This is a genomic window from Virgibacillus oceani, from assembly GCF_014638995.1.
GTDB lineage: Bacteria > Bacillota > Bacilli > Bacillales > Amphibacillaceae > Virgibacillus_E > Virgibacillus_E oceani.
This window is the reverse complement of the sequence record NZ_BMFR01000001.1, coordinates 21,486-35,780: the sequence shown is the minus strand read 5'-3', so window position 1 is coordinate 35,780 and position 14,295 is coordinate 21,486. Positions and strand designations below refer to the sequence as shown.

The following is a 14,295-nucleotide window of genomic DNA, read 5'->3' as shown; positions in this document are numbered from 1 at the left end:
AGTAAAAAACACTTGCAATAATTAATAGTCATACAACTTACATGATAAGGAGGTTAATACAATGTCCCTTGAATTATGGCTTTCCATTGTTCCATCTCTTTCTGCCATTCTTTTTGCAATGTGGACAAAGCAAGTGATCCCATCATTGCTTATCGGGTTATGGATTGGAAGTTGGCTATATACCGGTTCATTTGTTAATTCATTCAATCAAACCATTACATACATTGCAGGAGTATTGACAGACACTGGAAATCTAGATGTCTTACTATTTCTTTTTACATTTAGTGGTCTTGTAGCATTGATCCAGATTTCGGGAGGTGTCCAAGCATTTGCTAAATTTATTGCAAAATATATAAAAGGTCCAAATCAAGCCTTACTAACTTCATGGGCGCTATTACCGATAACATTCATGGATTGTGGCTTTAGGGTAGTAGCTGGCGGAGCCATTATTAATCCGTTGGCGAAACGTTTTCATGTTGCTAAGGAACGACTCGCCTACATGCTTAACAACTCTGCCAGCCCAGTCATTGTCCTGATTCCGATGGCAACTACCTTTATTGGTTATACAACTGGTGTTATCAATAAAGGGATGGACGCAGCAAACATAGAAGGGTCTGCACTCACTCTTTTTATCCATTCATTACCTTTCCACTTTTTTAGCTATACATCAATTATTGTTGCGTTGGCTTCATTAGTCCCATCATTAAATTTTTCTTACATGAAAGAGTTAATGAAACAAAGCAACGAAAAGAAAGATGTTCAGAATGAGGCACCTACAAGCAAAAAGCATTCGTTTGCCTTTGAATTTGCACGGGATTCCGATGAAGACGAGGAAAATGCTGATAAAGCTGACACCGCAAAAGATCAAATGGGAGTAGCAACCAAGAAGGATGAACATGAAAAAATGGACGGTGGCATGAAAATGGGAATGGAACATGAAGAACCAGCCTTAAAGCCACGACTTTCAAACCTATTGGTACCCATTATCATCCTTATTCCACTGAGTTTTATTCTAATGTGGAATAGTGATAATCCTTCGAGAATGATGTTAATAGCATTAATGCTTACAATTGTTGCTTCGATTGCGCTATATATGTTCCAAGGATTGCGTTTAAAAATGATTACAGATCGTTTTATCAAAGGCGGTAACAAGCTCATGACCACCATTATTATCCTTGTATTAGCATGGCCAATTTCAGATGTTTCTCAGGACTTAGGACTAACAACCTTGATTGAAAAGACACTTGCCGGAACAATAACACCTGTCTGGATTCCTTTGATTGTTTTTCTTGTTACAGCAGCAGTTACCTATTTCATTGGTTCTTCGTGGGGTTCATGGGCATTAATGATGCCAGTCGCCATTCCACTGGCAGTAACTACGGGAAGCTCCCTTCCATTGGCAGTGGCAGCTGTTTTCTCAGGAGGAACGTTTGGAGATGTATCTTCTCCAGTTTCCGGTATGACTGCGATGTCAGCAGGAATTTCAGGAGCAGATCACATGAAATATGTAAAAGCGATGAGCCCATATAATATGTCGGCTGCAGCCCTCACAGCAATCTTGTTTATAACCGTGTCATTTTTTATCATTTAAATAAAACAATCCAGCACATAAAAAGACGAGCAGCTCGAATGCTTTTCTGCTCGTCTTTAAATTGTCTAAAATCTATCTTGTAATAATTAAACAAGCTAGATGGTTGTGGTGATGAAATGATACAATCACGTAATAATCACTCATTAAACCTTATTTCACCAGGCACCACAATTCTATAAGGTATTTGAATTTCCTCTCCACTTTCCATAAGAACATTCACTTTCATATTAGTAGTTCCCGCGGCATGGAGCAAATTTCCCGTCAACTTGTATGTCCCTTTATCTACCTCAAACGCTTTATTCTCGATTCTCCAGTCCGGAGGCATACTTAGTTGTACTTTAACATTACGAATTTTGGGATCATTTTTAAAATCTAATGTAATCGTATTTAATCCCATTTCTAAAGGCGTAATTTCTACAGTTAAATCCAAATCCTGTTGTGTTGGTGTTTCTTTATAAACTCCTTGTTCGGCCGCACTAGGATTTGCTGCAACTAATGTTGCAGCAAAAAAGAAAATAATAACTCCATACATGATTTCTGCTCTCACTCTTCCAAAGAAGGATTGGGCTAGTTTTGAACTAAGCTGCTTAACCGCTTTTCTTTGAATATACCCTATAATTACTAATAATAAGAACAGTATGGTTTTAACTAGTAAGGACCTACCCCATTCACTTTCTACCAAACTTTTGATAGAAAAGGATGGCAGGAATTCAACAGTCATCCAAACACCTGAAAATATGATTATCATTACACTAGCCAAGGCCCATTTAGAGAATGAAGATCCTACAGTTTTGAACCATTCCCTAGAGTCTTGATGTTTAGGCTTTATAATTAGTGCTATTAGCCCTCCCATCCATATTCCAACAGCTAAAACATGTAGTGATGCCGCAGCCATCGTAACATAACCGCCATAGCGTGGGTATGAAGCGTGGCCAATGATAAACGGCCACAATATTAATGCCAAAGCAAATAAGAACGGACGTATTTTTTTTATCCATATACCAATAGTAATGAGAAATAGTTGAACAATGGGAATCCATGAAAACTTTATCAACAGGAATTCATTTATCGACAACCCGGAGAGGTCTATTCTATGGTGAATGATCAACAATGCAATTCCTACTAAACTCAGTAAATAAAATAGTAAAATTGATTTATTGCGTCTAGGTTGTTCTATTCGATTTTTTAAGATAACAGAATAGAACCAAGATATTCCGAACAAAACTGTTAAACCAATAAACGTTAACCAATATGCTATTTGTTTAAGTCCGAAAGAAAATTTAAATGTACCCCAGTCAATGGAACTGTTATTATTTCCAATTGGTGTCATGGACGAAAACTCATCAACTGCAAAATAATAAACGCCCACTCTGTCACTTTGTATTGTCTGCTCGCCTTTATTAACCGGAGCTGCATACCATGTTATTTGATAGGACCCGGAAGAAAGCTTTCTTGAAATGGGTATAATTGTATGCCGTGGGTTCTTGGGATCCACCTTGGGCTGTTTTACTCCAACAGGTTGGTGATTGTCATCAAAGATACCAAATGCAGTTACTTCTGCAGCTTGATTGAACCATAACTCCACTTGTTTTGGAGATCCCTTATAGATTTCTCCATCTGAAATATTTGATTTAACTAGTTCTAGTTCATTAAATTCTGATTTTACTGGTTTTATAACGGAAAATCTGAATTCTTCTTCAATGACAAACCCATCCTGAGCGATTACATTGATCTTTACCGTATATTTTCCAGGCTCTAATTTTTCTTTTAACTTAGTAATGATATGTCCGGCATTTTTGGAATCTAATTTACTTGCTGCAGGGACTACATTACCAGCTGAATCAACAATTTTTATGGAATCCGTGTGAATAACTACCGGATCCTGAAACCAAACTTCGATTCTAGAAGGGGCGTCCTCAAGCACTTCATTACCTTTAGGATACGTATCTTTTAATGTCGAATGTGCGTTTGCTGGTAAACTGAAAGAAAAAAACAGTGCTAGCAGGACTGTTAAAAAAGATAGCTTTTTACTTGTCTGCAATACAAATCCATTCATCAAATCTTACTCCTTTTAAATCAAATTAATGGTTACATCCAATAAAGAAAAAATTGATTAAATGCTAGTACAATTAGTGCAAATCCAAAAAAGATATATATGTGCTTTTTGATAGAATGTTTCTTTAAGAAAATATCTAAATTAAAACCGTAACCTAAAATACAAAAGATCCAAATTGGAATGAAAGCGGCAAGCACGTAAACAAATGGTATGACTACTCCCAAAAATAAATTTTGGCTTGATATCCACGGTATAAACATGTTCAAAATGGAAAGTGCAACCGGATCTATAATAAGTGATAAACAAAAGCTTATTAAAAGTCCTTTGTAAAAAGAAAGATGATTCGTTTTACCATTATTCCGTACCATAGATAGTAGAAGTAAGATACCCAACAAAAAATAAAGTGGACCACTTAAATTTCTTATCCCTTCAAAAAACTTTTCCACCCAATCTTTTTCCACCCAAAAATGAAGGCTTACAATGAGATAAACCCCTGCTACCTTACCAATGAAAAAACTGATGACAATTATCCACCAGTTGGATTTGTGTGCCATTTGATTGGCAATATACGTAATGCTCCCTAAGTGGTAAGTAATTTGACTAGGGTATGTGCTTACGATCAATCCTAACAAAATGGTACCTATTAGTGGTAAACCTGAATAACCGTTATAAGAGCCATATAACTCCCATAACGGTTCTGTTATAAAACTATATTGTTCAATCAGCTGATTATATAATGCTACATTCATGTTATACCTCATTCATATTATCTAATAAAACCATACTATATCTATTATTTTAACGGTGTCTTTCGGTACTTATTAACTGTTTCAACCATAAACCCCTTCGTCATAGGTCCAATCTGATGGTAGCGAATAATTCCCTGTTCATCGATAAAGAAGGTTTCTGGTTGGCCTTTAACTCCGTATGGTTTAGCCATAGAATCGTTATAATCTAACAAATATGTTGACGTCGAATTAAATTCATCAATATGTTCTTGAACGTTTACCTTTGGCTCTGCTCGATCAATGATTAGTAATTTCGTCTGGTCTCCATACTGTTCCTCAAATTCTTGAAGATCTGGAGCTTCCTCCCTACACGGCGGACACCAAGAAGTGAAAAAATTTAAAATAACAAATTGTCCCCTGTAATCTGACAGACTTAGCCTATTTCCTTCCATATTTTCTAAAGTAAAATCAGGTGCTTGATCCCCTACCTCGGCAGCTATTGAATTTTTCCCCAAACTAATTGCTGCATATATAAATCCTGCTAAAATGACAACAAGAGAAGTAATTCTTATGATCTTTCGAATCAAGGTTCAGCCTCCTTTCTCTTAATCTGTCAAAGTAAGTACGCTATTTTAAATTGTTTAACCGACGAGCAAGTTTCTTTTGTTGGCTGTATAATCGACTCATATAGATTAAAATGCCACCCCATAATATCAATACTCCAGCAACCAGATAAGTCATAATCGTTCTTCCTTTCCTAAAGATATTTGTTTCTTAATTCGTTAACATTTTCTTTTTGGCTTTCAAGCACATACCGATAGAGAAGTAATGTTATAAATAGAACCAAAAAAGCAAAAATACTAAAAAATAATGTTTGTGCCATTTCAGCCGGCATGTGTACGCCTTGTTCATCAATGACTTTTGGATGAATGGTTCTCCACCATTTCACCGAAAAATATACGAGTGGCACATCGATAAAGCCGACAATCCCAAAGACAGCAGCAAACTTTCGCCTGCGTTCATCTCCTGCGACAGAGGTGCGTATTAACAGATAAGCAATATAGATGAACCATAAAATCAAAGCGGTAACTAGCCGTGGATCATCCCAGACCCACCATGCATTCCATACTGGTCTTGCCCAAAGAGAACCTGTGACAAGAACAACTGTCGTAAAAAGAACACCTATCTCCGCTGATGACACAGCAAGGGCATCCCATTTTTTATTTTTTGTGTATAAATACATAATGCCTGCAATAAAAACAATCGTAAAAGCAGCAAAAGCAACAAATGCACTTGGTACGTGAAAGTACATGATTCGCTGAATATGCCCCATATACTTTTCCGTAGGTGCATAGAAAAGCGACATATATAATTGAATTACCATTAGAATTCCTGTTGCAAAGGTTAAAAACAGTTTCGTTGGATTTAAATATTTTTGCATCATTCTAAACCTCCAGCAAAAGATCAAATAAAAATGTTGGTGCAACTGTAAATATCAAGTTGTATCCGATTAACAGTAATATCCATAAGTTCTCACCCATTCCAAGGGATGGAAATAACGCCATTTCCGTCAACTGTATGATGGCCAAAAACAATGGTACTGCTAAGGGAAAAATCATAATTGGGACAAGTAACTCCGTAATACTACTTGAATGCGCAAGTGTCGTTAAAAATACACCTATTGCTACGAATCCCCAACTCCCAAGTAGCAGGGTCGTAAGCAACAATCCGATTGAAGCAGGGAAAGGCTGCTTTAAAAATAGAAAGAAAATTGGTACGGAAGTCACGATAACAATAAAGACCAAAACATAATTCCCGATTAACTTGCCTAAAAACAATGCACCTTTGTCAATTGGAGAAACCAACAAGCCTGTTAATGCACCGTTTTCTCTTTCCGCTGAGCCATATTTATTGAAACCTAACATCGCTGACAGTAACACTGGTAGCCACAAAATACCTGGTGCAATCATTTGAATTGCTTGCGTTTTCGCATCAAACACAATTTGTAGAAATACTTGAAATAATAATGCAAAAATCACCATTGATAACAGGAGCGATTTACTTCTAAATTCAATCCGTAAATCACGATTTAAAATTAGAACAACCTGATTAATAAATGTCATGATGATTTCTCCTTAACAATTTCCCTGTACCGTTTTATAAATGGAAAATAACCCTGATTCGTACACTTTCCTTCTGCTATGATTCTGCCTTCATGCATGAGAACCGCCCGATCACACAACTCCCATGCCTGTTCACTGTCATGACTAACTAAAATATAGCCCGTCCCCTTCTGTCGCATTTGCAATAACATGTTCTTTAGAATCTCTTTTGATTCCGAATCAAGCCCGTCAAAGGGTTCATCTAGAAGTAAATACGTTGGATTGTGAAGAAGCGCCCTTGCGATGGAGAGTCGCTGTTTCATCCCTTTTGAATACGTATCTACGATTTCCTGTTTTACGTGGAATAGCTTCACTTGCTTTAAAACTTCATCAATTCTATCTTTGTTAATCTTTCCATACAATTTTTGGTAAAATCTCAAGTTTTCATATGCAGTTAAGGAATGATATAAAAACGTTTCTGGAAACACGATCCCTAGCAATTTTTTCCACTCTTTTACCGATAGATCAGATGGATACTTTAGCTTTCCAGAGTTTGGTTTAACCAGTGTGCCCAATACTTTCAGCAACGAAGATTTGCCCGCACCATTAGCGCCTATTAGTGCAATAGACTCACCTTTTCTCCATTGTAAATTGATTGAATGCAACACGTTTTTATCGTTCATAAAGAGATTAATATTTTGTAATTCCATCATTCTACGAGACTCCTAATCCAATTCCATTGTAATACGTATCAGTTGATCACGTATTTGTTCTCTTGTCTTTTTATATGTGCTTTCTGTTAACAGGTTAGATTGGTAATCTTTCTCTAGCTCAACGATTTCTTGCAATAGCATTTGTTTCTCATGAACAAGCCATGATCGTTTCACCTTTCGATGCTTACCTGTTGTTTTGAGCAAATCCCGCTTTAACCCGATTAAGGCAGCCGTTAGGGCAACAACAATTATGATCATGACAAAAATAGCTTTGCCAAATCCAAAACCGTCCCCGCCTATAATTTTCATTCCGTCTTCTGTATATTTTGCACCTTCCTCTGTTGCAGCAGGACTTTCATCTTGAGCAGATTCATTCAAAGCTTTAAAAGATAGCGTCCAAGGTTGATCTGGATGAAGGTCAAGACGAGTAAAGCGACGGAACTTTTGATTATTCATTTCAAATAAATCAGACTGCGGTATCAAATCACTTGCAGAAAATGATAAAACACCTGGCTGGATAATAACTTGCATCTGGTCTGCTACATATGGCACTCCAATTGACCATTGAGAAACATTATCAAACATTGGCATCTTATACGTAACAACAAATTGTTTTTCTTCGCCGCCATCGAGTCCAGTTTTAACGACTATTCCTTTTGATGTTTTTACAGTATTTTGTTCTGTTAATCCTTCGCCAAGTTGCAAATCTGCATAATTTTCTGGAAGATAGATTGGTAATTGTTCTTCTGTTTTTGTCCCATTATTTTTGTAGGACATGCTCTGCACAATCTGGGCTGTTGTTTCATCTACCGGGAAGACGACCATCGATTCGCTGCTTATCCGTACTGGGTACTTACCATCTGCAAAAGCATTGGATGGATAAAGCAAAAGTCCAAAAATTGCTAAGAAAACAGTGACATAAGGAAATTGTTTAATTTTCATGACGAACCTCCGTGTTTGACGCCAACCCATACTTCTCTATATGGGTGCTTATTTCCTGATCTACTATCCATTGTGTTTGCTCCAATTTATTTTCTGATCGAACAAACTTTGCTGCCTTGGCAGTTAATTCCCCTTTCGTTTTAACAAAATCCTTTTCGGACAATTTGCCCATTTGAAAATCATATTCCAAATCAGCCAGCTGTGAAAAAATGTGTTCTTTTTCTTGAAAGTCATTCCCATCAGCTGCTTGATTCTTATTGTCCGTCTGTTTTGAAAAGAAGGGTGCAAGAAGAACCATGAAAATGGTCACGCCTATTACAATTATAATCAGTGTTGACATGCATTCTCTTCCTTTCTTATAGCCAGTTTTTTAATTCTTCATTAACCTTTAGCTCGTCTTCCTCCGTATAGGAAGGTTGCAAGTTCTGATCCTCTTCATGATTCGGTTTCTTTTTGGCCCATCGATGAATAATGAACGCAACCAATATACTTCCAATTAAAATAGCTATTGCCGGCAAAATCCAAGGAACTAAATTGAATCCTTCCTTGGTTGGTGCAGCTAGAATACGTTCACCATATTTTTGCACCAATTGATCAATTACTTGTGTCTTACTCATCCCTTGTTCAAGCAAATCCCGAATTTCCCCGCGTACGTCATATGCGGTAGCTAATTGACAATAATCTGCTGTCCTTGAATCTGTACAGCCTGGCGGGTGGATCTCTTTTGCGACATCCAGCACCTCTTGTCTAGTCACCGCTACCTTCTCCGCCAATGTCAATTTAGGTAATGCAACCAACGCCAACCAAATGACCGTTGATAAATATAGAAAAATCTTGCTAATCTTCGCCGCCATTTTACATCGACTCCATTTTCAAACGGGGAATTTCTCGTATTTTGCGAGATCTTTCAGGCCATAACGCAATTAACGAACCAAAGATCAACAAATAACCACCAAACCAAGCCCAGGAAATAAGCGGGAAAATTTTCACCTGAATGATTGCCTTTCCACTATCTTCAACCACTCCATTTAAAACAACATATAAATCTTCTTGGAGAGAACTAACGATAGCAACTTCTGTTGTTGGTTGGGTTCCATTTGTATAGGACTCTTTACTAGGACGGATAACTCCGATTTCCTCACCGTCTTTTTCAACCAAAAATTCCGCATACGTAATTTGTTTTAAGTCTGTATTTATTTGTCCAGGTCCACGGTACTCTAATGTGTAGTTGCCAACTTCTAGTTTTCCACCCTGATTAAGACCCTGCTGCAAATCTAGCGAAAATGCACTAGCACCAGTCAGTCCAATCACGATAAACAAAACAGCGAGGTGGGCAACATAGCCCCCGTATCGTCGTCTGTTTTTTACAAACAACATGAAGAACGAACGAATTGGTGCCTCACCAGTTGCCTTCATCCTTGCTTGTACAGCTTTTGAAAATTCTAGAATAATCGTCATAAATACAAATAAGGCACTGGTATTTGCCAACACAGCCATCCAGCTACGAACTCCTAAAATAATTAATGTTGACGCTGCGACAACTGTAATGAGAATGGGTATCATTAGATTCTGTCTCAGTTCTTTAAGACTGGACCGTTTCCATGCCAAAACAGGGCCAATACCCATTGCCAGGATCAACGCTATAAAAATCGGAACATTTACGCGATTGAAATAAGGCGCTCCGACCATTACCTTTGTACCTGTAATCATTTCGGATAGAACTGGATATACTGTTCCTAGAAAAACTGTAAAGGCCGATACTACTAGTAAGAGATTGTTTACTAGAAAGCTACTTTCCCTTGACACTGGTGATTCAAATCGACCTTTTGCTTTTAACAGTGACCACCTGGATGAGATTAATGCTAGTGACCCCACCACTAATATCCCAATGAAGCCGAAGAAATAAGCCCCAATTGGGCCGTTGGAAAATGCGTGAACAGACCATAGTAGTCCACTACGCGTTAGGAATGTACCAAATATGGTAAGAAGAAATGTTATCGTAACAAGGGATATATTCCACCTTTTCATCATTCCTTTTCGTTCCTGAATGATTGCTGAATGTAAAAACGCAGTACCTGTCAACCAAGGAAGCAGTGAAGCATTTTCCACTGGATCCCAAGCCCAATAACCTCCCCAGCCCAGTTCTACATATGCCCATTGTGATCCAAGTATGATTCCCATGCTCAGGAACAGCCATGATACCAATGTCCACCGTCTAGTAACTTTTAACCAGGTCGAATCCACCTTTTTTATCATTAATGCAGCCATTCCATAGGCGAACGGCACCGCAAAGCCGATATATCCGAGATAGAGCGTAACAGGATGTACGGCCATTCCTGGATTTTGTAGAAGTGGGTTAAGTCCATTCCCTTCGTTCATTTCTTCGGGATTCGGGGCAAATGGAAATTCAATCGTATTGAGAATGAAAGCAAAAAATAGATTAATCACTAATAGAAATATAGAAACCCACGGCAAGTACTGGTTACTATCCTTGTGATTGGACCACGTGACTAATGCGGTGTAAATGCTAAGAATCCATAGCCAAAGCAGCAGGGAACCAGCATTGCCTCCCCAAAACGCAGTAACTTTATAGAATAGCGACATTTCAGAACTTGAATATTGTGCAACATATTCATAATCAAAATTCCCGGTAACTAGCAAGTAAATTAATGACCCCGATGCCAATGTAGTAAGTCCCGCTAAGATCAGTACAGAACGTTTGGCACTTTTAAGCCATCGCTCACTACTTGTTCGAATCGCTACAAAATGTGAAATGATTCCATAAAAAACAATGAATAGCGCAAAGATAAGGGACCAACGACCTATTTCACCCATTACTCGTAGCCTCCTTCTTGTTGTTTATTTGACTCAAGGTGATCCGCAGGCATTTTTTCTTCTTCTTCTTCCATCGCCTCATATTTAGAAGGACATTTTACGAGTAGTTCAGAAGCTATTAATGTGCCATCTGATGTTAACTCACCTTCAACAATTGCTTCCCAACCATCATTTAATGTGTCTGGTTTAACTCCCTCATACCTAATCGGGACACGATATGTATCCACTTTGTTTCGTAATTCAAAGGTTAATAGAATCTTATCTTGATCAAAATTTATTGATTCCCCTACAATTTTCCCACTAACCTTGATTGGCTTTCCTACAGCCCCTGCTTGATTGGCTTCCAGTTCATCCACTGTCATATAAAACGTAGCAGCATTACCAATGCTGGTGTAAACCAACATCCCTATAATTCCGAAAAACAAGCCTGCTACGACAACTATTTTTACTCTTTTACTCATATAATCACCCCGTTTTGTTCATTTTTATCCTTTAAAAAATGGTTCGGAAATTTGAAAGTCAAAAACGTCTCTATAATCTTCAACTCATTGGATTATAATCAAAAAATATGTAGATTTTGTGAGGAAACAGGATTTTATATCATTTATGACAAATACACAAACCCAGCATTTGTAAGATGCTGGGTTTAGCCTTTCTATTGTTATAAAACCGTTTTGTTTGAAGATTTTTATCTCTGAACTCCACAATAAGCAGTAAAAAAAAGTCATCATGAGTAGAACAAATATTCTAGTTTTGATGTATTCATTTTTTTGAATCGGATTAATATTATCGATTGAACTACTTTGTTTGCAGTATCTTATAAGAAAAATGGCAATAACAGTGCCTGTTAAACTCATTACTTAGCTACACTGAAGGAACCAATAACTATCAGATTTCTGGACAGCTTCCGTGATTACTCGTATAGCTAAGTAGCCAATCATATAATGAATAAAAGCTTGGCCCGAGTAGAAAAAATGCTCATGTTGCTGTCGGAAATAATAACCAACTAGAAAACATGAGCTAACAAAAGATAACAGCCTTTAGAAATCTAAGGTCAAGATAACAGCAAGGATTCAATTTTTTCCCAATTTTGATCAAATCCGACAAAACCCTTATCATTTATTGCAGTCGTCGGAACTATATTTTTTCCTGTCAATTTGTTAAGTTTTTATATCGTGTACTGTAAAGTGGAAATTATGTTGCGGGAGATACTCTTTTACTGCTTTACAATCCGGACAAGTCGAGGTTATATAAATTTCGATAGTAACATCATTCATAACCTTTATCCCCCTATTATTTTAATTCGTCCGTTTCCATTGATGACATATGTTTCATCTTTTCTTCCATCTGACGCATCATTTGTTTGATACTATTTAGTTTCTGTATCTGTTCTTGCGTCAATTTTCCACTCTCTTGTAAATCATTAAAGAGACTATTCATTTCCTTCTTCATCATTTCATGGTTCTCCATCATCACTTTCATTTCTTTCTTCATCATTTCCATTTTTTCGATGCAGTTTTTTTCTTTTGCTTCCCCAACATTTTCTGCTTTAGTTGGTATCACCTCCGCATGAACAGAAGTATTAACTGGGATAGCAATGGCTAATCCCATAAACAATGTCATAACTAATTTAAGCACACCACTCATCATTGTAAATATCACCTCCATTCTATAACAGTAGTTTATCTACATAGATTCGAATTTATGTAAAATAAAACGTTTGCATAATTCTGACAGAATAACAAACATACTTACGGAGAAAATAACTAACAAATTAACTATAAAAAAGGTGATTTAATATATGGTTTACGGACTATGACTTTCTATCATTCCACCTCTTATTGCTATTTTTACCCGCACCAAACAAAAGCATTTGAATCAATGTCTGTTTTCTATCCGTAGCATTTTGTGACACCAAAGGCAAGCGCACTAGCATTTGTTGTCACTTGGCAAGGGGATATAGTTGCTGTTAAAACCAAGCAGAAAAGCAGTCAAATAGGTAATTCCATAGTTCTGCAATATTTAGGCCAGGATCCGCTACCTTTATTCCTAATTGTGTCAAAAAAGCATACCATTTCAAGCTAAATCATGAAGAAGTTACGCCTAACTCTATCTTCCCTTTTAAAAATAGTGTCATTGCAATGGATAATCAAGTTGATCATCACTTAAATCAACCGACTAAATGATCAATTTATACCGTTGAACAGGTTCCATATCAAAATTTCAGGAATGCAAAATTAACTCTATTGGCTTATATTTAGGCATAGGGAGTCCTTTAATGTTTAGGTCTGAGTAGATTTAATTAAACAAGACTAGTAGAGATACTTTTTATTTCTAAAACGCCTCAGCCACGGGGCTCATATTTAAAATGATTAATTTAGCTAACAAACAACCAATTTCTCATCCAAATAAATTTATTCTTTTATGATTCTTATTTTCGGGTACTCGTCTCAGGTCGTAAATGAGCCAAATCACTGTTCCAATAAAGGCAAGAACTCCATATCCTAATACAGAAAAAACGGAAACTGTTATAAATGAATAAAAAGCTTTTTGTTTACGACCAAACGATTTAAAAATAAATTTATTGGTTGCTCGAGTTATAATTCCCGTTCCAACTACGACACCAATAATATAAATTACTAATTTAGTTATAAACTGTAAATCCAATCATATCTCCCTTTCTTTTATGGAGGCTTTTGCCAATAACTTTTTCATTTGTATATGTAACGCTTCCCTTACCATGTTTCTTCTTAAGTTAAATTCGCAAAAACATCCTTCTTTTCTTGTGCTACTATAGTTCTAATCAATAAATAATCCTCATGGATCAGTATAAAAATAGATGATTAAAGAGAGTGGTGGGAATAGTAAAATTGCTGCCTTAATCACTATTAATATCTCAGGCTGCCCTTTAGTTAAATAATATGAGAAAAAAGACTCTATGATAACATATATGAAAATTAATCAGTATCTGATTATAATAGGCCCAGCCTATTATAGACTGGCGAAAATAATAAAGGCTGTGCGATTACTTCCTTTGTTTTTAAATATTCTTCCATATCTATTACTCTATTTATGAATCTCATATTCAACTGATCACGAGGACTCTGTTGAGTCATACCATCTTTTTTCCTATCTTCTTAAATGAACCACCACAACAACTCATAAAAGAATTGCTCTTTTATTTTATTTTTCTAATTTCATGTGAGGATCTAATCAAAGTTCGGTCTACCATAACTGCTAAAATAGTAGTACTAATTATAACGACTATATCTTTGAACACACTTGAAAAGGACATCTCTTTTCGGATAATATACAAGCTCTTCATCCA

At 36.7% G+C, this 14,295-nt stretch carries 16 protein-coding genes; 1 reads left to right on the top strand and 15 read right to left on the bottom strand.

Annotated features, from left to right (window positions below; genetic code table 11):
* The first annotated feature begins 61 nt into the window (after positions 1-61).
* Positions 62-1,591, top strand: coding sequence for a Na+/H+ antiporter NhaC family protein (locus tag IEV74_RS00200; protein WP_188453337.1), 1,530 nt, complete (start codon positions 62-64; stop codon positions 1,589-1,591).
* Positions 1,592-1,727: 136 nt separating this feature from the next.
* On the opposite strand, the gene IEV74_RS00195 is transcribed toward IEV74_RS00200, so the two are convergent.
* From IEV74_RS00195 to IEV74_RS00125, 15 genes are all read right to left on the bottom strand, one after another.
* Positions 1,728-3,647 carry a copper resistance CopC/CopD family protein gene (locus tag IEV74_RS00195; RefSeq protein ID WP_188453336.1) on the bottom strand — a complete coding sequence of 640 codons (1,920 nt, stop codon included), beginning with the start codon at positions 3,645-3,647 and terminating at the stop codon, positions 1,728-1,730.
* 32 nt (positions 3,648-3,679) lie between these two features.
* Positions 3,680-4,396 carry a hypothetical protein gene (locus IEV74_RS00190; protein WP_188453335.1) on the bottom strand — a complete coding sequence of 239 codons (717 nt, stop codon included), beginning with the start codon at positions 4,394-4,396 and terminating at the stop codon, positions 3,680-3,682.
* Positions 4,397-4,440: 44 nt separating this feature from the next.
* A complete protein-coding gene (locus IEV74_RS00185; protein ID WP_188453334.1) occupies positions 4,441-4,962 on the bottom strand; it encodes a TlpA family protein disulfide reductase in 522 nt (173 codons plus the stop codon).
* A gap of 40 nt (positions 4,963-5,002) precedes the next feature.
* Positions 5,003-5,116, bottom strand: coding sequence for a CcmD family protein (locus tag IEV74_RS19970; RefSeq protein WP_188453333.1), 114 nt, complete (start codon positions 5,114-5,116; stop codon positions 5,003-5,005).
* Between the two features lie 16 nt (positions 5,117-5,132).
* A complete protein-coding gene (locus tag IEV74_RS00175) occupies positions 5,133-5,819 on the bottom strand; it encodes a cytochrome c biogenesis protein (protein ID WP_188453332.1) in 687 nt (228 codons plus the stop codon).
* Position 5,820: 1 nt separating this feature from the next.
* Positions 5,821-6,498, bottom strand: coding sequence for a heme exporter protein CcmB (locus tag IEV74_RS00170; RefSeq protein ID WP_188453331.1), 678 nt, complete (start codon positions 6,496-6,498; stop codon positions 5,821-5,823).
* On the bottom strand, positions 6,495-7,190 hold the full coding sequence (locus IEV74_RS00165; protein WP_188453330.1) for an ABC transporter ATP-binding protein: 696 nt from the start codon (positions 7,188-7,190) through the stop codon (positions 6,495-6,497). The genes IEV74_RS00170 and IEV74_RS00165 overlap by 4 nt, the downstream gene beginning before the upstream one ends.
* 12 nt (positions 7,191-7,202) lie before the next feature.
* Complete coding sequence (locus IEV74_RS00160; RefSeq protein ID WP_188453329.1) at positions 7,203-8,132, bottom strand: hypothetical protein; 930 nt, start codon at positions 8,130-8,132, stop codon at positions 7,203-7,205.
* Positions 8,122-8,472, bottom strand: a complete 351-nt coding sequence (locus tag IEV74_RS00155) for a hypothetical protein (protein ID WP_188453328.1) — start codon at positions 8,470-8,472, stop codon at positions 8,122-8,124. The genes IEV74_RS00160 and IEV74_RS00155 overlap by 11 nt, the downstream gene beginning before the upstream one ends.
* A 16-nt stretch (positions 8,473-8,488) precedes the next feature.
* A complete protein-coding gene (locus tag IEV74_RS00150) occupies positions 8,489-8,986 on the bottom strand; it encodes a cytochrome c-type biogenesis protein (RefSeq protein ID WP_188453327.1) in 498 nt (165 codons plus the stop codon).
* 1 nt (position 8,987) lies between these two features.
* A complete protein-coding gene (locus tag IEV74_RS00145) occupies positions 8,988-10,967 on the bottom strand; it encodes a heme lyase CcmF/NrfE family subunit (protein WP_188453326.1) in 1,980 nt (659 codons plus the stop codon).
* Positions 10,967-11,428, bottom strand: coding sequence for a cytochrome c maturation protein CcmE (locus IEV74_RS00140; RefSeq protein WP_188453325.1), 462 nt, complete (start codon positions 11,426-11,428; stop codon positions 10,967-10,969). The genes IEV74_RS00145 and IEV74_RS00140 overlap by 1 nt, the downstream gene beginning before the upstream one ends.
* A 699-nt stretch (positions 11,429-12,127) precedes the next feature.
* Positions 12,128-12,244, bottom strand: coding sequence for a glutaredoxin family protein (locus tag IEV74_RS19965; RefSeq protein WP_188453324.1), 117 nt, complete (start codon positions 12,242-12,244; stop codon positions 12,128-12,130).
* A gap of 16 nt (positions 12,245-12,260) precedes the next feature.
* Positions 12,261-12,635 (bottom strand): hypothetical protein, encoded by a 375-nt coding sequence (locus IEV74_RS00130; RefSeq protein WP_188453323.1) that lies wholly within the window; start codon positions 12,633-12,635, stop codon positions 12,261-12,263.
* 732 nt (positions 12,636-13,367) lie between these two features.
* Positions 13,368-13,634 (bottom strand): hypothetical protein, encoded by a 267-nt coding sequence (locus IEV74_RS00125; RefSeq protein ID WP_188453322.1) that lies wholly within the window; start codon positions 13,632-13,634, stop codon positions 13,368-13,370.
* Positions 13,635-14,295 lie beyond the last annotated feature (661 nt).

Excerpts from the sequence above, each read along its gene's own strand:
- IEV74_RS00200 (WP_188453337.1), top strand. The coding sequence starts at position 62 with ATGTCCCTTGAATTATGGCTTTCCATTGTTCCATCTCTTTCTGCCATT.
- IEV74_RS00195 (WP_188453336.1), bottom strand. The coding sequence starts at position 3,647 with ATGAATGGATTTGTATTGCAGACAAGTAAAAAGCTATCTTTTTTAACA.
- IEV74_RS00190 (WP_188453335.1), bottom strand. The coding sequence starts at position 4,396 with ATGAATGTAGCATTATATAATCAGCTGATTGAACAATATAGTTTTATA.
- IEV74_RS19970 (WP_188453333.1), bottom strand. The coding sequence starts at position 5,116 with ATGACTTATCTGGTTGCTGGAGTATTGATATTATGGGGTGGCATTTTA.
- IEV74_RS00175 (WP_188453332.1), bottom strand. The coding sequence starts at position 5,819 with ATGATGCAAAAATATTTAAATCCAACGAAACTGTTTTTAACCTTTGCA.
- IEV74_RS00170 (WP_188453331.1), bottom strand. The coding sequence starts at position 6,498 with ATGACATTTATTAATCAGGTTGTTCTAATTTTAAATCGTGATTTACGG.
- IEV74_RS00165 (WP_188453330.1), bottom strand. The coding sequence starts at position 7,190 with ATGATGGAATTACAAAATATTAATCTCTTTATGAACGATAAAAACGTG.
- IEV74_RS00160 (WP_188453329.1), bottom strand. The coding sequence starts at position 8,132 with ATGAAAATTAAACAATTTCCTTATGTCACTGTTTTCTTAGCAATTTTT.
- IEV74_RS00155 (WP_188453328.1), bottom strand. The coding sequence starts at position 8,472 with ATGTCAACACTGATTATAATTGTAATAGGCGTGACCATTTTCATGGTT.
- IEV74_RS00150 (WP_188453327.1), bottom strand. The coding sequence starts at position 8,986 with ATGGCGGCGAAGATTAGCAAGATTTTTCTATATTTATCAACGGTCATT.
- IEV74_RS00145 (WP_188453326.1), bottom strand. The coding sequence starts at position 10,967 with ATGGGTGAAATAGGTCGTTGGTCCCTTATCTTTGCGCTATTCATTGTT.
- IEV74_RS00140 (WP_188453325.1), bottom strand. The coding sequence starts at position 11,428 with ATGAGTAAAAGAGTAAAAATAGTTGTCGTAGCAGGCTTGTTTTTCGGA.
- IEV74_RS19965 (WP_188453324.1), bottom strand. The coding sequence starts at position 12,244 with ATGAATGATGTTACTATCGAAATTTATATAACCTCGACTTGTCCGGAT.
- IEV74_RS00130 (WP_188453323.1), bottom strand. The coding sequence starts at position 12,635 with ATGGAGGTGATATTTACAATGATGAGTGGTGTGCTTAAATTAGTTATG.